This is a genomic window from Streptomyces sp. NPDC058001 (genome assembly GCF_042886315.1).
Classification (GTDB): Bacteria; Actinomycetota; Actinomycetes; order Streptomycetales; family Streptomycetaceae; genus Streptomyces.
Window position 1 is genome coordinate 41,042 of the sequence record NZ_JBHVQT010000024.1, and the last position, 18,089, is coordinate 59,130.

At 67.6% G+C, this 18,089-nt stretch carries 20 protein-coding genes; 15 read left to right on the forward strand and 5 right to left on the reverse strand.

Annotation, left to right across the window (positions count from 1 at the left end):
- The first annotated feature begins 182 nt into the window (after positions 1 to 182).
- A complete protein-coding gene (locus ACFVT5_RS41235; RefSeq protein ID WP_389899235.1) occupies positions 183 to 587 on the forward strand; it encodes a hypothetical protein in 405 nt (134 codons plus the stop codon).
- Here the strand turns inward: ACFVT5_RS41235 and ACFVT5_RS41240 are convergent.
- From ACFVT5_RS41240 to ACFVT5_RS41260, 5 genes are read right to left on the reverse strand one after another with little or no spacing between them, the layout of a single operon-like run.
- Positions 584 to 2,263 (reverse strand): hypothetical protein, encoded by a 1,680-nt coding sequence (locus tag ACFVT5_RS41240; RefSeq protein ID WP_389899236.1) that lies wholly within the window; start codon positions 2,261 to 2,263, stop codon positions 584 to 586. The genes ACFVT5_RS41235 and ACFVT5_RS41240 overlap by 4 nt on opposite strands.
- Positions 2,264 to 2,309: 46 nt before the next feature.
- Positions 2,310 to 2,789, reverse strand: coding sequence for a hypothetical protein (locus ACFVT5_RS41245; RefSeq protein ID WP_389899237.1), 480 nt, complete (start codon positions 2,787 to 2,789; stop codon positions 2,310 to 2,312).
- 14 nt (positions 2,790 to 2,803) lie between these two features.
- Entirely contained in the window at positions 2,804 to 4,054 is a 1,251-nt protein-coding gene (locus ACFVT5_RS41250; RefSeq protein ID WP_389899239.1) for a PBSX family phage terminase large subunit, read from the reverse strand.
- Between the two features lie 2 nt (positions 4,055 to 4,056).
- Positions 4,057 to 4,602: a hypothetical protein gene (locus ACFVT5_RS41255; protein WP_389899240.1), complete on the reverse strand. Its 546-nt coding sequence runs from the start codon at positions 4,600 to 4,602 to the stop codon at positions 4,057 to 4,059.
- Positions 4,599 to 5,462: a hypothetical protein gene (locus ACFVT5_RS41260; protein WP_389899241.1), complete on the reverse strand. Its 864-nt coding sequence runs from the start codon at positions 5,460 to 5,462 to the stop codon at positions 4,599 to 4,601. The genes ACFVT5_RS41255 and ACFVT5_RS41260 overlap by 4 nt, the downstream gene beginning before the upstream one ends.
- 150 nt (positions 5,463 to 5,612) lie before the next feature.
- Between ACFVT5_RS41260 and ACFVT5_RS41265 the strand changes: the two genes are divergently transcribed.
- From ACFVT5_RS41265 to ACFVT5_RS41330, 14 genes are all read left to right on the forward strand, one after another.
- Entirely contained in the window at positions 5,613 to 6,413 is an 801-nt protein-coding gene (locus ACFVT5_RS41265) for a hypothetical protein (RefSeq protein ID WP_389899242.1), read from the forward strand.
- A gap of 15 nt (positions 6,414 to 6,428) precedes the next feature.
- The gene (locus tag ACFVT5_RS41270) at positions 6,429 to 7,286 is read left to right on the forward strand and encodes a P22 phage major capsid protein family protein (protein ID WP_389899243.1); all 858 of its coding nucleotides are present in this window, start codon (positions 6,429 to 6,431) and stop codon (positions 7,284 to 7,286) included.
- A gap of 57 nt (positions 7,287 to 7,343) precedes the next feature.
- Positions 7,344 to 7,718: a hypothetical protein gene (locus ACFVT5_RS41275; protein WP_389899245.1), complete on the forward strand. Its 375-nt coding sequence runs from the start codon at positions 7,344 to 7,346 to the stop codon at positions 7,716 to 7,718.
- A complete protein-coding gene (locus ACFVT5_RS41280) occupies positions 7,718 to 8,050 on the forward strand; it encodes a hypothetical protein (RefSeq protein WP_389899247.1) in 333 nt (110 codons plus the stop codon). The genes ACFVT5_RS41275 and ACFVT5_RS41280 overlap by 1 nt, the downstream gene beginning before the upstream one ends.
- Before the next feature lie 3 nt (positions 8,051 to 8,053).
- A complete protein-coding gene (locus ACFVT5_RS41285; RefSeq protein WP_389899248.1) occupies positions 8,054 to 8,434 on the forward strand; it encodes a hypothetical protein in 381 nt (126 codons plus the stop codon).
- Positions 8,434 to 8,772, forward strand: coding sequence for a hypothetical protein (locus tag ACFVT5_RS41290; protein ID WP_389899325.1), 339 nt, complete (start codon positions 8,434 to 8,436; stop codon positions 8,770 to 8,772). The genes ACFVT5_RS41285 and ACFVT5_RS41290 overlap by 1 nt, the downstream gene beginning before the upstream one ends.
- Positions 8,772 to 9,101, forward strand: a complete 330-nt coding sequence (locus tag ACFVT5_RS41295) for an HK97 gp10 family phage protein (RefSeq protein WP_389899250.1) — start codon at positions 8,772 to 8,774, stop codon at positions 9,099 to 9,101. The genes ACFVT5_RS41290 and ACFVT5_RS41295 overlap by 1 nt, the downstream gene beginning before the upstream one ends.
- 14 nt (positions 9,102 to 9,115) lie before the next feature.
- Positions 9,116 to 9,310, forward strand: a complete 195-nt coding sequence (locus ACFVT5_RS41300) for a hypothetical protein (protein ID WP_389899251.1) — start codon at positions 9,116 to 9,118, stop codon at positions 9,308 to 9,310.
- Positions 9,311 to 9,314: 4 nt separating this feature from the next.
- Complete coding sequence (locus ACFVT5_RS41305) at positions 9,315 to 9,746, forward strand: hypothetical protein (RefSeq protein ID WP_389899253.1); 432 nt, start codon at positions 9,315 to 9,317, stop codon at positions 9,744 to 9,746.
- Positions 9,747 to 9,756: 10 nt separating this feature from the next.
- Complete coding sequence (locus ACFVT5_RS41310; RefSeq protein ID WP_389899255.1) at positions 9,757 to 10,347, forward strand: phage tail protein; 591 nt, start codon at positions 9,757 to 9,759, stop codon at positions 10,345 to 10,347.
- Positions 10,348 to 10,447: 100 nt separating this feature from the next.
- On the forward strand, positions 10,448 to 10,888 hold the full coding sequence (locus ACFVT5_RS41315) for a hypothetical protein (protein ID WP_389899256.1): 441 nt from the start codon (positions 10,448 to 10,450) through the stop codon (positions 10,886 to 10,888).
- Positions 10,889 to 10,923: 35 nt separating this feature from the next.
- Complete coding sequence (locus ACFVT5_RS41320) at positions 10,924 to 11,301, forward strand: hypothetical protein (RefSeq protein ID WP_389899258.1); 378 nt, start codon at positions 10,924 to 10,926, stop codon at positions 11,299 to 11,301.
- 15 nt (positions 11,302 to 11,316) lie between these two features.
- Positions 11,317 to 17,115 (forward strand): peptidoglycan DD-metalloendopeptidase family protein, encoded by a 5,799-nt coding sequence (locus ACFVT5_RS41325; RefSeq protein WP_389899260.1) that lies wholly within the window; start codon positions 11,317 to 11,319, stop codon positions 17,113 to 17,115.
- A gap of 1 nt (position 17,116) precedes the next feature.
- A complete protein-coding gene (locus ACFVT5_RS41330) occupies positions 17,117 to 18,085 on the forward strand; it encodes a phage distal tail protein (protein WP_389899262.1) in 969 nt (322 codons plus the stop codon).
- The last annotated feature ends 4 nt before the right edge of the window (positions 18,086 to 18,089 follow it).

An 18,089-nucleotide genomic window follows, 5' to 3' on the forward strand; every position in this document is an offset into this window, starting at 1 on the left:
CCGAGGGCCTGCTCCCGCCGACGGAGCAGGCCCTCGGCCTATTACGGCGGCGTCGAACGAGATTCCCGACACGGCATCCCAACCTGGCTGCCGCAGGCCAGACTTGGCACCTCAACCCACGAACGGAGGGGACTTGCATGCCAACTCCAGCCAGGCGTGCTCGCCAGTCCACATTTGACCTGGTGTTGAAGGTGATTGCCTACACGCTCGCTGGTGCGTTTGCCGCCGGCTGGGCGCTGCTAATCATCATGGGCAACTTCGTCTGGGACAAAGAAGATCAATCAGAATCGCCAGCCGCCGACGCCTCGCCGTCAGCTACCACCACCCCCATAACCTGGGAGTACAAAAGCACCACCTGCCGCGACGGATGGGACTCGCCATCCATTGGACGTCCAGGGGCATGCAGTCATCACGGCGGTGTCGTCGCCTTGTACACGGCCGATTTCGGAGAACTCAACACCTATTGTCCGCCGCGCTTCCAACCCAAGACGATGGAACGCGCACACGAGCTAGCCGACGAGACGGGTTGGGTGGCTTGCGATACGACCGAGTCAGAGCCGACCGAAGTCGGCGCCGGGCGCCGTTAAGCGGCCATCGTGTCGAACTGCGAGGCCGCGCCCGCTACGTCGTCCAGCCCCGGATCCGAAGCCGCGTCGTCGACCGCCGGGTCATCCAAGGCCAACGGATCCGACGTCGTGCTGTACGGATCCCCAGCCGGAACCGCACCCGGACCGTCTGCCCGGATCCGCTGCACCTCCTCCACGACCTCCTCCTCATCCCACTCCGGATGCAACCCCCGCACCTTCATGAATGTGGAGATCGCCCCCGCCGAGTCCAGCAGCGACAGGGTTCGCGCCTGAGCCTCCGGATCCGGCTGCACCGCCTGCGGCCAACTCGCGGTCAACTCCACCGTCGGGTCGATGCCCTTCGCGGCGCAGTGGATCGCATCAACCCACAGCATCGTCGACAACACCTCCAGCAGCGCAGGCCGTTGATACAAGAGCTTCAACCCGCGTGTCGTCAACGACTCCTCCTTGCGGGCCGCGACCTCCGTCGCCGTCACAGCCACCGCGCCCTCCTCACCGAACGACTGGGCGGAGTAGCCGGCGCTGCTGAGGATCTGCCGTCGGAGCGCCTTGGTGGTCCGCTCGTGCTCTTCCACCCGGATCGCGAACTGAACTTCCGTGATCGAGTCCTTGCCGCCCTCATCGAGCATGTTCAGGGCGACGCGTACTTCCTGCTCCAGGTGGAACGATCCGCCCGTTCCGGGGCCATCCGTATCGAGCATCGACTGCGGCAGCAGCAGACGGGCTTTACCCAAACGCAGGTCGCGCATCCAGCTCGACCACGACTCATCGAGGGCGTCCATCAGCGGCTCGACCCCGGCATAGTCGGAGCGGCCCAGCGGCGCCGTGTCCGGGATCCCATCCCACAAGCGGTTGGGCAGCACATTCGGCAGATGCGTGATCAGGAGGCGGTTGATCTGCGTCGCCTGGCGGCCCTGCTCGTCGACGCCCTTCATGTTGATCAGGAACTCGGTGTCGGGATGGTCGACGAACTCCATCCGAGTGCCGAGGTTGTCGACACCGCCCACGTATACGCCGTACTCGATCGTCCCGGGCGTGTGGTACTCCAGCAGCCGCCACACCTCGCTGACTTCCTTCAGCGGCGCCAGCTCGCGCCACACTGTGGCAGCGGCGAGAACACCCCACTGCCATTCCGGGACGACCGCATCCGCCGGAATCGCATCCAGCCACGGCCGAGGACGTAGCGACGTGTCCCACACGACCCGCAGGTATGCGTTCGACAAGCCCGCCGTCAGCTCGGCCGCTTCCCTCAGCTTCGCGTGCCCGCGGTCATCCAGGTAGCGGCCGATCTGCGCCGTCGTCGCCTTCGCCGTGCCCGCGTCGCTCGTCGAGTCCAGATCGACGGTCACCTGCGGCACCTCAGCCCACAGGAGGTTCGCCGACATCTCCGCAATGTCACCGGCGATCGGAATGTGCAACTTCGCCGCCTGCTGACCCGGAGTCGGAGGCTGCCCCCAGAACATCCGCAGTTCGTCGCCGCCCACGGCACGCCGCTTGTCCACCTCGAAGAACTGGCGGGCCACCCCGTTGCGGGTGTAACTCGCCGGACCGCCGTACACCGCAGCCAAATGCCCCGTGTCGCCGGCGTACCAGGCACGCCACATGTCCATGTCGGCGTGCGGGATCTCCAGTTGAGGCGGCGGCCACGGCGTATTCCCGGACGGCGGCAGCGGCATGACGGGCTCCTTGATTTGGTGAGGACTGGGCGGCCGGGGTGGGTGGCTACGCGCCGCGTGCGAGCCGTGAGAACGTGCTCGGCTGGGTAGGCGCCGGACGGTTCTCCTCCGGCCCGTTGAGCTTCTGGCGCACCCATTCGGCGTCGGACTCGGCGACGTGGGTCCCGGCGGAGCGGGCCACGATGATCTGCGTCGGCTGCCCGTCACCATCGCGGTCGGCCGCGACGTAGACGCCCCACGGCTGGGATCCGCTGTCGGCGGGGGTGTGCCCGTCGGGGCAGTGCGGGCAGTCGCCAGCCGGTGCGGGCTCGGGGTCGTCCCAGACGATGCGGGTGTGGCCGCCGTGTCCGTGGACGTGCTCGGCGTCGGCGAGGTGGTCCCAGAAAACGGTGGACGGGCGGTCGCCGAGCCAGCGGACGGACACGGTCCCGTCGGACCAGCAGATACCGTCGGCGACGCGACCAGTACCGGACACGCCGGTGACGTCATGGTCGCGCTGAAGGTGGAAGCGGCGGGGCTGGGTCATGACGGTTCTCCTTTTCAGGCTGCCAGGGCGAGCTTGTGCCGCCACAGGGTTCGGGTCGTAAATAGGGCGTAGCGGAGGGCGTCGACGCCATGGTCAGCAACCTTGATGGGGCGCTCCTCGCCACGAAGCGCGGCCTGGTCGTCCCAGGAGTAGCCGCCGATCTCGGTGATCAAGTCCTTGCAAGACTCGTGGACGAGAAGCTGATTCGAGGCCAGAAGTGACGACACAGTGCGGATGCCGTCCATCACGTCGTTCTTTGCCGGCGTCGGCCGCAGCTTGTCCCGCTGTAGCTGCGTCGAGAAGCTGGCCGCGGACGGGTCGACGGTGATGAACTGAGGGCGTACCGGGCCGATCTGCGGCACCTCGCCGAGCCACGATCGCAGCCGCTGCGAGTACTCGGCGTCGGTGAGCTGTTTGCGCTTCTGACGCGAGTCGTAGCGCCACTCTGCCGCTGCGTACAGCTTGCGGTCCGCACCGAGGCCGATGAGCACAGCGTGGAACGGGTTCTTTGTTCCGTAGTCCACGCCAAGGCTGATCCATCGGTGGATCCCGGCCTTCGGCAGTGCGCTGACGATGTGGCGGTCCCGGTCCCACGAATCGTAGATGGCGCCCTCGGCCGCGACCCATTCCCCCAAAATGAAGCGCCGGTAGAAGAGGCCCTCATGCATGGCTTTGATGTCGCGGACATAGTCCGGGTCGAGGAACGGATTGTCGTCGATCGTGAAGCTGAACCGGCGCAGCGGCTTCGTGCCCTCCTGGGAGAGCCAGTCCCGCATGAACCAGTGCGCCGGATTGTCGGGGTTGGTCGTGCAGAAAAGCTGTGCCCCGCGGACTGACATGCGGCCGAGGAGCTGCTCGAAGAAGACTTGCGGCACGAGTGTGACTTCATCGACGTAGGCGCCACACAGGGTCATGCCTCGAATTTTCGGTTCCGCTTTGGCGTCGTTGGCGCCAATGACGTGCACCGTCCGGCCGAGGATCGTCGCCGTCGGAGCACCCGGCGTGTAGTGGATCAACTTCGTGATATCCCCGAACAACGCCGGATCCTGAAGCGGCAGGAACAAGTTACGGTGCGCGGTCTGACTGGTCTTCGCGATGACAACAAGCTCGCCCGTCGTCGGCGCATTCGCAACGAAGATCAGCCACTTCAGCAGTGAGGCAATGGTCTTCCCGGACCGGATCGCACCTTCCCAGCAAGAGATCTTGGTTGTCGACTCGGCGACAGACCTGATCTGCTTACGGGAAAGAGGCAGCGAATCCAGCACGGCTACGCCTTGTCGCCCTCGGCGTGAGCATCGCGCTCACCCTCCGCGCGCGCGAGCGCCGAGAGCGCCTCACCCAAACCGCTCAGCATGCTCTTCGCCGCATCCAGCCCCGACGATTCCTCGGCGGGCGCCAGCTTCAACGACCGGTCGATCGCCATGCCCGCAGTACCCATCAGGGCCCGCTTGTCCGCCGCCGGGGCTTCGTCGAAGACATGCTCGTTGTACTCGTTGTCCTTGCCGCCGAACGCGTACACGGTGGTCGGCTCCCACATCTGTGCCCGAAGCTTCTCCGCGTCGTCGATGAGGTCTTCGGCCAGGAGTGACCTGCGTTCGGCGAGGTCGGCGAGCCGTGCCTCCGTTGCTGCGGCGATCTTCGACCGGTCGAATTCGAGGCCGAGGTGCGCTGCGGTCCGGGACACCACCGAGTTCGTGATGCCCATCTCCCGGGAGATCGCGTTTCTTCCCTTCCCTTGCGCGTGCAGCTCGCGTAGTTCGTCCCAGCGGTCTTGGCTCATGAGGCCGTAGTGGTTCTTGCATTTGCGACTCATGCGGTCCTCCCGGTGGTTGCGCGGTGGCGCAGGAGGGTGGGCAGGGGCGGGCCGTCGAGCAGCCAGGCTGTCGACCAGGGGATAAGGACACAGCGGCAGCGCGGGTGCCGTGGCGGCCCGGTGATGGCTGTGACGAACACCGTGCGACGCGGGTCGAGGCTGAGGCCGCCGCGGAACTTGCCGCCGGGTCGGATGCTGCGGCCGGCATAGGCCGCGCAGGCGGGGCAGGCGTCGGGTTCGGCAACCCAGAGGAGGCGGACGCCGTCACCTAGGGCGCGGGCGACGAGGTTGGAGGCGTGCGCGTTGGCTGTGGTGATGGTGACGGCGATGGCTGCCGCGACCCGGCTGATCGCCCGGCGGGCTCTGGTGAATGCGGCGTTGAGTCCGGCGAGGCCCATGGCGGTGAGGCTCGCGACGGTGAGGAGCGCGAGAGCCCGCTGGTGTTCCTCTTCGACGGCGGCGGGGATGGCCTCGGCTACGGCTTGGGCGTCTTCGCCGGGTGCGGCATTGACGGGCGGGGTGGGCTTGCCGCGCATGGTGGTGGCGAGTTGTGACGCCTGCCGGGCCCCGGCCTGAGCCACTGTGAACGCGGCCCGCTCTGCCGCGCGTTGGGCACCCTTGCCCTTGTCGGCGAACGCCGCGTCGAGGAGCTGGGTCACGTAGGCGGCGAACTCGTCCAGGCGTGCGGGGATGTTGGTGGCGGCGGTTTCTCGGATCCAGCGGGATGTCGCAGCCGAGTGCGCGGCTTTGAGGGCTTGAGCGAGGGGCTGGGTCGCTTCGGGGATGGTGCGCTGTTCGAGGGCGCGGATCGCCGCCGGGTGTGTCTGCGCCGTGTCGGCTACCTGCTGTGAGCTGACCACCACCACACCCCCTCTCGTCTTTGATTCAAAGGTTAGCTTGCGCTCTTGCCTTTGATTGTGCAGCATTGAGGTGGGTTCAGGGTTAACATCGGGGCCAACGCGTAGCGATCAAGGCATCGCCACACCGCGCAGGCCGCCCAAGGAGGCACCGTGACGACCCCCGCCCCCGCAACACCCCCCGCCGACAACCCGGCGCAGGACCCGAGCACCCAGCCGGTCACCCCGCCCGCAACCCCGGCACCCGCACCGACTCCGCCAGAGCCGGCCGCACCCGCCACGCCCTCCAACCCGGCACCGGCAACCGAGCCGCCCACCGAACCCAAGGCCAAGGCGCCCAAGTTCGACGGCGACTTCGACCCGGCCCGCTTCGAGAAGCTCGTCGAAAACCTCCGCAGCGACGTCGAGACCCAGAAGGCCAAGACTGCCGCCGCAGAGCAGAAAGCCGCAGACGATCAGGCCGCCTTCATGAAGAAGGTCGCCGCCGCCTTCGGAATCGAGACCGACGAGAAGAAGCCGCCCACCCCCGAAGAGCTGACCAAGCAGCTGACCGAGGCCCAGACCCAGACCAAGGCGTCTGAAGATCAGGCCCGACAGACACAGGTCGAACTCGCCGTCTACAAGACGGCCGGGACGCACGGCGGCGACCCCGACGCACTGCTCGACTCACGCGCTTTCGCAGGCGCCATCGCCCAACTCGACCCCACAGCGGACGGGTTCGACGAGGCGGTCGGCAAGGCCGTGAAGACGGCGGTGGAGTCCAACGCGAAGCTCGCGGCCAAGGCGCCGCAGAAGCAGCCGGAGCCCACCCCTGCGGGTGGCGCACCAATGGACGGGGCCCCGGGCGGAAAGCGGCAGCTGGGCGAGGCGGACCGGAAGCGGATGACATCCCAAGAGATCGCCAAAGCCGTCAAGGACGGGCGCTTCAACGCCCACCTGGGGGGCGGAGGCTGACCATAGGAGCCTCCCTTGTCCGTCGCCAACTTCAAGCCTCAGATCTGGAGCGCGCTCCTCCTCGACGCGCTCCGGAACGCCCTCGTCTACGCCCAGCCGCAGCTCGTCAACAGCGACTACGAGGGCGAGATCGCGAACTTCGGCCAGTCGGTGCGCATCACCACCGTCGGCGACCCGACAGTCAGCGACTACGACCCCGACGGCACCCTCAACTACGAGAAGATCGAGACCGCCGGGATCGACCTGATCATCGACCGGCAGAAGTTCTTCGCGTTCAAGCTCGACGACGTCGACAAGGCCCAGGTCCGGGTCAACCCGATGACCAAGGTTGCCCAGAACTCTGCGTACAAGCTGCGCGACGCCGCCGACAGCTACGTCGCGAACCTCTACACCGGCGCCGCCGCCAGCAACACGGTCGGCTCCACGGGCGCACCGATCAACACCTTCACCACGCCGACGGACGCCTACAACAAGGTCCTCATCCCCCTCCGCACCCGGCTGAACCGGGCCAACGTACCCACCGAGGACCGGTACTGCGTCATCACCCCGGAACTGGAGGCCAGCCTCCTCCAGGACGACCGGTTCATCCGCGCCGACGCCTCCGGCACCACGGAGGGCCTCCGCAACGGGTACATCGGCCGCGCCGCCGGCATGGACATCCTGATGTCGAACAACGCCCCGAACCCGTCCAGCGACACGCAGGTCATCCAGGCCGGATACCCGGGAGCGATCACCTACGCGGACCAGATCCTGGAGACCGAGGCGCTGCGCCTGGAGGGGTCGTTCTCGGACGCGATCCGTGGTCTGCACGTGTACGGGGCGAAGCTCGCGCGCCCGACCGGTATCGCCGTGGCGTTCATCGACCCGGCGTGACCATCCCCGCGCGTGATCCTCGTCGCCGCCTCCGATCCTGACCCCGGGAGCCCACCCATGCCTCGCACCGCAGTCCCTTACACCCCGCTCCTCCCGAACAGTTCTCTCGCCGACCCGGCGGGGACCACCATCGACGCGACCCTCGTCACGAACGGCGTCGTCATCAACAACGCCGACCCCGAGCACACCCTCATCCGCGTCACCAACTCCTCGGGATCTACCCGAGTCGTCACGGTCAAGGCAGGCAACGGCACGCCAGCCCTATCGGCTGGCCAGGGCGACCTTGCCGCGAGCATCCCGACAACTGCCACAGCATGGTTCCCCCCGCTCGCCAGCGGGCGGTTCCAGCAGAAGGGCACTCAGCTCTTCGTCGACTTCGCCGCTGGCACCACGGGAAGCATCACGGTCTTCAAGATCCCGAGGGCCGTCTGATGGCGCGCGAATACCAGGGCGCGGGTGGTCTCCGCCTGCTGCTGGATGAGCCGCTGTCGCCCGAGATGGCCAAGCAGGTCGCCCGCGGCCACCTCGTGCCCGTCGTCGACGAGGTGCCCGAGGTGGAGCCGGAGGCGCCCAAGACGCCCACACCGCCTGCCGATCCCAACGCACCGGTAGAGAAGCCGACCGCGAACAGCAAGGTCGACGACTGGCGGGCCTACGCGATCTCTGTCGGCATGCCCGAGGAGGACGCGGCCGGGGCGACGAAGAAGGACTGCCAGGAGTACGTCCAGGTCATCGAGGACGCCAACGACGGGCCGCAGGTGTAGCTCATGCCCTATGCGACCGTCAGTGACCTTGAGGCGTGGCTCGCTCCTGAGCCTGCTCCGGAGAACGTCGCGCGCCTGCTCGACCGGGCGTCGACCGCGATCGACAGGGCCCTGTACGGCATCGCATACGACCGGACCGACCCCAATGTGCTGGTGACGCTGTCCAGGGCTTGCGTGCGGCAGGTGCAGTGGCTGATGGACCGTGACGACGAGACGGGCGCGCAGGACGACCTGGCGTCGATGAGCACCGGGCAGAGGTCTTTTACTCGTCGGGCGTCGAAGGACGGGTCCAACGGCAGCGCGTCGTCACGTCTGACGCAGTCGGCTGCGGATGTTCTGCTGACCAGTGGCCATTTCCGGGGTTTCGTTTGGACGTGGGGCTGATGCCGTACAACATCGGCCGCCAGGCCGTGATCCTGCTGGACGCCCCTCTCGTGTCGGGCTCGTACAACTCGCAGGTCCGCGACTGGGAGCATGCCACGCCGACCGAGGTTCGGCGGGTGACCGTCGACTACACGGGATCAGCCGAGACGAAGAACGCCTCGGATCAGACCGTCACCACTGCCCGCTTGTTCATGCCGCCGCGCGCCCCGCAGGTCACGGAGTGGATGCGGGTCCGCTGGCAGGGCCGCGACTGGGATGTGGACGGCGTTCCGGCAGTGCCGGAGCTGTCCGGGCCGCTGTCGGGTCAGGTCGTGGATCTCAAGGAGGTCGCGGGCTGATGGCGGCGGACATTGTGGTGGAGGTCGATGAGGCGGCGATCGAGGCGCTGGCGCTGGACGACGACGTGCAAGCCGACATGCGGGCCCGCATGGACCGCGTCGTCCAGGTCGCGAAGGCCACCGCGCCCGTGCTGACCGGTCGTTTCCAGGAGTCGATCCACCGGGTCGAGCAGGCGGACGCGGACGGCACGGTCCATGTCGACGCGAACGTTCATTACGCGATCTACGTGGAGCACGGCACTCGGCAGACCGACCGCCATGGCAGGGCTATTCACCCGCCCCGCCTCACTCTCACGAACGCACTCGACGCCGCTGGCGGCGATCACTGATGAAGGAGTACACGATGGCTGACGGCGACACCGTGAAGATGAAGCTCTCGTTCTGGCGTGGCGACCAGCCGCCCGAGACCGTCATCGACGTTCCCGCCGGCGAGGTGCACCGCTGGCGCGGGTATGCGACCCCCGTCGCCGAGGCGACCCCCACCCCCGAGCCGAAGCCCGTAGCCAAGACAACCCCGCCCTCGGGTCAGACGAAGTAGCCCGATGGCGACTCCGGTTGTCCTCCCCGACGGCAAGAAGATCGCCATAGATCTCCTCGCCGCCGCGCTCGACGGCGTCCTCGTGACGTCGAAGCTCCCCGAGGGTGCCGCGTTCACGGCTGCGCTGCCGGTGGTGCGGGTGTTGCGCGCTGGGGGAGTGGCGGACGTGCGCGGTTGGGCGGACCCGGCGCAGCGCGACAACCCGCGCCTGAGCGTCGACTGCTACGCCGCCACCGAGGACGGCGCCATGCAACTCGCCCAACGCGTCTGTGCCGAGTGGGAGTTGCTGCCCGGCCGTGCGACCGCCGACGGGATCGTCACCGGCATCAGCCAGGAGGCCGGACCCCAGGACCGACCCGAAGAGCCGAACACGGATGTGTACCGCGTCGGCATGACCTTGGGGATGAGCGTCTGCCCACCCCGCGTGACCAGCTAGGAGGCCCACCGTGGGCGACGCAGCAAACATCATCGTCGGTACAGCAGGCAAGGCATACGCGGCCGAGGTCGGCTCCACGTTCCCGACCGGCCCAGAAATCGCTTGGGGCTCCGACTTCGCCGACATGGGGTTCATCACCCCGGACGGCCTCGAAGAGGCTCTCGAAGAGGAGCGGACCCAGCTCGACGCGTGGGGCGAGGACGCCCCGGTCGTGGACCTCGCCAAGAAGCGCACACAGACGTTCAAGCTGGTCTTCCGGGAGACCACGGCCCAGCTCCTGTCCCTGTACTACCAGGTGCAGTTCGCCAACATGACCAGCACGGCGGCTGCGGTGGGCCCCCCGGCGAAGAAGCAGTTCATCTCCTTCGGTTCCGGTTCGACCCAGGACACGGTGGAGATCGCCCTCGGGCTCGATGTCCTCATGTCGGGGAAGCGCCACCGCATCATGATCGCCCGCTGTGGCGTGTCCGACCGAGGCGCCCGCAAGCACTCCGCAGACGACAGCTCCAACTATGAGCTGACGTTCACCGCCTTGGCGGCGCCCGGTGGAGCCCAGTCCGTCCAGCACATGATCACGGACGTCGTGCTGCCGACCCCCTGACCCCTGACTGGTGGTCCGCTGCGCCCAACTCCGGGCGGGGGCAGCGCAGCGGACCACCTGACAAGCCCCCGCCCCGCCCCCGCCACGAAGGACACCAGCCATGAGCAAGCCGAACCGCAAGGTCATCCGCCTCCAGCAGATGCGCGCACAGATCGCGCAGACCGCCGGACTCAAGTACGTCGACGTCGTCTTCGAACTGCCCCTCGTCGGGGATCAGCCCATTGGGGCGGTGCCGGAGGAGCGGACGGTCTCCTTCCTCACCCAGGACCACTGGCCGATCGAGGTCGTAGAGAGCGTCGAACAGGACGGCGGCAACACCAACCTCTCCGTTCTCCGCAAGATTGCCACCCCGGCCGAGGCGTTCGATCAGCTCGTCAAGACCGCGCAGCTCACCGTCGGCGAACTGAAGGCGATCATCGAGGAACTGGACGGTGAGGCGGGCACCGACCAGGGGGAAGGCTCCGGCTCCTCGCCCTCCTCAGTGAGCACGCCGGGAGCCTCCGCGCCGACCTCCAGCGCTACTACCCCGGCCGCCGCCTAGAGGAATTCTGGGCCATGTCCTGGGGCGAAGGGTCCATGAACTGGGCCGAACTCCGGGACCTGGTGGACGCCTTGCCGGAGGACTCCGCGACGAAAGCCGCAGCCTCCGGCGATGTGGAAGGACGCCGCTGGACGCAGGACACGTTCATCGGCGCCGCCCAGTACAACGCGCTGATCATGCTCGTCCGGATCCTGTGGACCGCCCACCTCAAAGGCAAACCACCCGACCTCGACGTCATCCAACCGCCCCACATGGCCGCTGACGACGCCCAAGCCGAACTCGAAGCCGCAGGCCGCGAATACAGCGAGGCAATCCTCAACCAGTACTCACCCGGCACCAGCGGAACCAGCGAAACCGATCAAGCAGAGATTGACCACTGGGCAGCAAAGATCCGCGAACTCGAAGCGCACTAGGAGGGGAGGGGCAGCATGGCCGAGGCGACAGTCGTCGGACGCACCCGGGTATCGCTCACCCCCGACACGTCGAAGTTCGGCGACCTCCTCATGGTCCAACTGCCCAAGGCGGTGCGGGAGCCCGCAAAACTCGCGGGCAAGGTCGCCGGCCGAGAGCTGATCTCCGGGGTCCGAACGGAACTGCGCGGCTTCATGCCCGTCGTCAAGGTCGGCCTCGATCTCGACTCGGCAGCGGCGAAGACCAAGCTGGACAAGCTGACCGCCCCGAGGACTATCAAGCTCGATGTCGACCTCGACGTGGGGTCGGCGAAGACGAAGCTGGACCGGCTCACTGCCGACCGCACGGTCCAGGTGAAGGCGCAGCTCGACGACACCGCCGCCCGCACGGGTCTCGACAAGCTGACGCAGCCCCGCACCGTCAAGGTGAAGGTCGACCTCGATGAGGGTACGGCGCGGGGCAGGCTCGACGCGCTCCTTGGGCAGCGCACGGTCGATGTTCTGCCGAAGATCCAGCAGGCGGCGTATGCGGCGGCCGAGCGGCAACTGGACCGGCTGGTCAAGGACCGTGTCGTCAACATCCGCGCGTCGGTCGATACACGCGTCGGGGCGCAGGAGATCCAAAATCTCACGCGTCGCCAGCGGGTACGGATCGGCATCGACGTCGACACCCGCGTCGCTGCCGATGACATCGCCAACCTCACCCGGCGGCGGACTGTCGCCGTCACCGCACGCGCGAACACAGCCGCGGCGAACACGGCTTTGAACCATGCGGCCCGTGACCGTACCGCGAACATCCGCGTCCGCACGCTTGGGCTGGGCGCGCTCACCGGTCTCGGCGACGGCGCCGGCGACGGAGTGTCGTCGCTGGGCGGCAGGGTGCTGAAGCTGACGGCGGCGGCGATAGCGGCGCTCCCGTCAATCGCGTCACTGAGCAGTGCGATCGCGCAGATGGGGCCGCTCGCCGCCACCGTCGCCCCCGCCATCACGCTCCTCGGTACGACGTTTGCGGCGGTCAAGCTGGGCACGTCGGGGGTCGGCGACGCCATCAAGGCCGCACTCGGAGGCGGCGCCCAACAGGCCACAGCCGCAGCGACGGCAGTGAAGGGCGTCGAATCCGCACAACGCTCCTTGGCGAACGCGCAGCGGGGTGTTGCCGACGCGGAACGGTCCCTCACCCAGGCGCAGCGCGACGCACGGCAAGCCCAGGACGCGTTGTCGGCCGCACGCAGGCAGGCGACCCGGGACCTGGAGGACATGAACCAGCGCCTCCGCCAAGGCGCATTGGACCAGAAGCAAGCCGCTCTCGACATTGAGCAAGCCGAGTTGGACCTAGCCAAGGTCCGATCGGACCCCGCGGCGACACAGCTTCAGATCCAGCAGCAGGAACTCGCCCTCGAAAAAGCCCGCGTCGCAGCCGACGAACAGTCCAGGCAGCAGAAACGCCTCACCGCCGATACGAAGGCCGCCAACGCAGCGGGGGTTGAGGGCTCGGATCAGGTGGTGCGGGCGCGGGAGCAGATACGCCGCGCCGGCGAACAAGTCGCCGCGCAGGAGCGGGCTGTCCAGGACGCGCACCGCGCGGTCGCGGACGCCGCCCGTGCGGTTGCTGCTGCTCAGGCCGGTGTAGCGGCACAGACCAGCAAGGTCGATGAGGCGCTCGCCAAGCTCAGCCCGAACGCTCGGGCGTTCGTGCAGGAGATCCGCGCCATGGCCCCGGCCTGGCGCGACATGAAACTCGACGTCCAGGACCGGTTGTTCGCCGGGCTCGGGACGCGGCTGCGGCAGGTCGGCGGGCAGATCCTCCCCACCGTCCGCACCGGAATCGTCGGGGCCGCGGGCGAACTCAACCGGATGGGCCGCAACGCGCTTACGGCCGTCGCGAACCTGGAGACGGCGGGCCAACTCAGAGGCGTGTTCGACGGCGTCCAGTCCAGCCTCGGCAACCTCGCCCGCATCCCCGGCCAGCTCATCACCGGCCTCGCGCAGCTCTCCATTGCCGCGCAGCCAGCATTCGACCGCATGACCCAGGGCGCCGCCGACGCCATGGACAAGGTCATGGGGAAGCTGAACAAGGGACTGGAGTCCGGGCGGCTGACCGAGGCCATCAACAGTGCGCTGGACGTCGCCATCCAACTCGGCGGCGTCCTCGCGGACCTGGGCGGCCTCGTCTCGGGGATCTTCAAGGCTGCGGGTGCGGGGCAGGGGGATTTCTTCTCCACGATCGGCGCGACGATCAAAGAGCTGAACCGGATCGTGCGCATGCCCGAAGTGCAGGACGCGCTCACGAAGGTGTTCGCGGCGATCTCAGCGATCGTCGGGCTCCTCGCCGGAGCCTTGGGGCAGGCCATCCAAGCCGTCCTGCCCGTGCTTGCCGCGCTGTCGCCGTTCATCATCCAGATCGCTGACATGCTCGGCCCCGTCATCGCGGACCTGTTCAAAACCCTCGGCGAGGCCCTGCTGCCGATCGGGAAAGCCCTCGGGCCGATCCTGGTCGTAGCTGCCGAGGCGGTGGTTGCTTTGGTGGAGGCGCTGTCGCCGCTGCTGCCCGTGATCGGTGACCTGATCGCTCAGCTACTGCCGGCCGTGGAGCCCATCTTCGGCCTGCTGGTCACGATCTTCCAGGCCCTCGCCCCTGTGATCCGGGACGTGGCGGGCATGCTCGGCCCGATCCTCACCCCCATCATCTCCGGCCTCACAGCGATCATCGCTGAGCTTGCCGAGCAGTACGCGGTCGCGTTCCTCGACCTGCTCCAGCAACTCCTTCCCGTACTACCGCAGTTGATCCCCAGCTTCATCCTGATGGCCGAGTCGATCGGGGAAATCCTCACCCAGCTCGCCCCGCTCCTGCCGCAACTCCTCCTGCTCAGCGTCCAGATGGCAACCGAGCTACTGCCCGCCCTGCTGCCGCTGATCCCGCCACTGATCGAATTCACCGACCTGATGACCCGCCTCGCCACCTGGGTCATCACACAGGTCGTCATCCCCGCCATCCAACAGATCGTCTCCGACCTCGGACGGCTCAAGGAAGGCTTCCGCCCGGCGGTCGAAGCCGCGAAATGGCTGACGGAGAAAATCGCCGGACACTTCCGCTGGCTCTACGACATCCTCCTCGGACACTCGATCATCCCCGACATCGTCAACGGCTCCATCCGCTGGTTCACCTCACTCTGGCGGCGCGGCGTACAAATCTTCCGCGACATCCGCGACGGCATCGCCGACACCTGGCGCTCCCTCTGGCGCACCGTCGGCCGCACCGCCTCCGGCGCGATGGACGACGCATTCGGCGGCCTCGGACGCTGGGCAGGCCGCATGGTCGCCGCGTTCCGCGACCTCCGCGAAAACATCGGCAAAGTCTGGAAAGGCATCGAAGACAAGGTCAGCGGGCCCGTCAAATTCTGGATCCAGACCGTGTACAACAAGGGTGTCGTCGGCGTGTGGAACGCCACGGCCGCCAACTTGCCGGGGGTACCCGACCTCAAGCCGATGGGCATGCCGAAGGGCTTCGCCCGCGGCGGCATCCTTCCCGGCTGGTCCACCTTCCGGCAGGGCGACGACCAACTCGTACCCATGCGCCGCGGCGAAGGCGTCTACGTGTCCGAAGCGATGGCGGACCCCTACGAGCGCGCCCGGCTCCACGCCGTCAACCAGGCGGCCATGGCAGGCCGTTCCCTTTCCCAGTTCCGGGGGTTCGCCGGCGGCGGCATCCTGGGCGACATCGGCTCCGGCCTGTCCAGCATCGGATCGGGTATCGCGTCCGGTGTCGGCAAGGCCCTCGGCAAGGGTGCCGACGTAGTCCGCGGCGGATTCGCCGACCTCGCCGAGACTGCGTTCAAGCCGGTGAAATCCGGCATCAAGAAGGCCCTCGGCACCAACAGCCGCACCTGGCCCGGCGCGGTCGGCGGCCTCCCGATCGGACTCATCGACAAAGCCATCGACTACATCCGCGGCAAGGACATCCCCGAAGCGTCGGGCCAGTGGAAGAAGCCCGTCAACGCCGCCTACGGCACCCCGTTCGGCAAGCGCGGCTCCATGTGGTCGTCGGGCCGGCACACCGGACTCGACTTCCCGGCGCGGACGGGCACGAAGGTCGGCGCCGTGGACAACGGGACTGTCCGGTCGGCGTCTTCGGGCGGGCCCTACGGCAAGCATGTGGAGATCAACCACGGCGGCGGGTTGGCCTCCCTGTACGCGCACATGTCGTCAATCGCCGCCCGCGTCGGCGCGGGCATCAAGCAAGGCGGCAGGGTCGGCGCGGTAGGAGCTACGGGCAACGTCACGGGCCCCCACCTCCACCTTGAGGCCCGCATCAACGGCAAGGCCGTCGACCCCATGCGCTACCTCACCGGTGGCGATGGCGGAGGTGATGGCGGTTCCGGCGTGCAGCGCTGGCGCGGCGTCGTCCAACAGGCGTTGGGGCAGGTCGGCCAGTCCCTCAGCCTCGTCAACACGACGCTGCGCCGCATGAACCAGGAGTCCGGCGGCAACCCGCGCGCCGTCAACCTCTGGGACTCCAACGCCAAGGCCGGGCACCCGTCCGTGGGTCTGCTCCAGGTGATCCGCGGCACCTTCGAGCGCTTCGCCGGGAAGTACCGCAACACGGGCCCGTTCATGTACGGCGTCTCGGTGGACCCGATGGCCAACATCTACGCCAGCATGAAGTACGCGCTGAAGACCTACGGCAGCCTGTCCCGCGCCTACAACCGGCCCGGCGGGTATGCGGCAGGCGGCATCGTCGGCGGTGTCCGGGTCAGCCGGGGACTGCCGCGCGGTTACGCAGGCGGCGGTGTCATCAAGGTCGGCGGGAAGCGCATCGACACTGGTCCGATCGCCGCGTCGGTCGGCGCCGACTTCCTCAAGCAACTCGCAGGGACCGCATCGCAGATCGACGCCGCCATGACCAAGGTCGCCACGGCGATCAAGAACGCATTCAAGGGCGTCAAGACCACGCTCGATGACAGGCTGCTCGCCCAGATCAAGGTGCAGACCAGGAAGCTGGACGCCCTCGCCAAGCAGCGGGACACGATCGCCGCGAAGATCGCCGCCGCCAACCAGCTCGCCGCCGACGCCACCGGGCAGGCCGTCAACTTCACCGCCCTCACCAGCCTCCCCAACGGCGGCAACACCTTCGACGCAGGCGGCATCCTCAGCGGACTCAACGTCCGGTTGGGCCAGTTGAAAAAGTTCGGCGCGAACCTGAAAACCCTCGGCGACCGCGGCCTGTCGAAAACACTGCTCCAGCAGCTCATCACCGCAGGCCCGGAGTCCGGCGCCGCCTACGCCCAGGCCCTCGTGGACGCCACGCCTGCCGAGCTGAAGCAGATCAACACGGTGCAGGCCGACATCGATAAAGCCACGGTTTCCTTCGGTAAGGGGGCTGCGGATGCGATGTACGACGCGGGCGCCAACTCCGGCAAGGGCTACCTGACTGGCCTGGCCTCGACGCAGAAGCTCATCGAAGACCAGATGAAGAAGATCGCCAAGGCGATCCAGAAGAGCATCACCGTTGAACTGAAGATCAAGTCACCGTCGCGGGTCCTCGAAGCCCTCGGCCGCTTCACCGGCCTCGGCTTCGCACGCGGCATTAACCGGACCGTCCCCGAGACGGCAGCAGCCGCCGCCCGCATGGCAGGCGCCGTCCGTACCACCGCCGCCGCGACCATGGCCCGAATCCAGAGCCAGCAGACGATCAACAACGGCGGCGACCGGAACCTGTACTACAACGCCACCACTCGCGAAGTCGCCTCGCGCAAGTCCATCCTCGACGCCCTCGCCGTAGACGACATGCTCCACCGCACCAGCATGGTCGGAGGCTGACGTGCCCATCCTCGTACCCCCGACCGCACTCCCACCCGAGATCCCACAGCAGGGCCCGCCCTGGCCCACCCTCATCAACCAGATGCCCTCCGTGTCCTTCACCGACCCGGCAGGCGCCGTCACCATGCTGTCCGACTGGGAGAACGGCTGGCTGTTGCAACCCGGCGCCAAGGGCCTCGACATGCCCGAATACGCCGTCACCAAAGACGAATCACCCGGCATCGACGGGTACGCCGTCCGCGATATCCGAGCTGAGGGAAAGTCGATCGTCCTGCCGCTCGCCTTCTGGGCGAACGACTCACGCGCCGCCTACCTCGCCCGCCGGCGCGCGTTCATCCGCAGCCTCAACCCCAAGCGCGGTGTGGGCACCTTGACGCTCACCCAACCCGACGGCGACGTCCGCACAATCGGCGCCTACTACGTCGACGGCATGGAAGGTGACGAATCGCTGGACGCGGCGGGGGAGCGGTGGTGCATCAACGCCATCACCTTCGGCGTCCCGTCCCCGTACTGGATCGGCGCCGAAGTCACCCACAACTGGAAGGCCGGATCGGACGCTGAGTTCTACCCAGTGCTGCCGCTGGTCGTGGGCGACAGCCAAGTACTCGGTGAGGTCGTAGTCACCAATCCGGGCGACGATGTCGCCTACCCGGTGTGGACCATCAAGGGCCCGGCTACTTCGGCCACCCTCACCAACACCCGCACGGATCCGGTCAGCGGTGAGACGACCGTGCAAAAGTTGAGGGTCGCCCGCACGATCACAGGCACGGACACGATCGTCATCGACACCCGCGAGCGCAGGCAGACGGCGCTCCTCAACGGGGGCACGAATCTGTGGCCGAACCTGTCCACCGACTCGACGATGTGGCCGCTGGAAGAGGGAGACAACCGGCTCAACCTGGTCGTCGACGGATCAACCTCTCTGACGACTGTGTCCATGTCCTACCAGCCCCGCTACCTGGCCGCGTGACGCC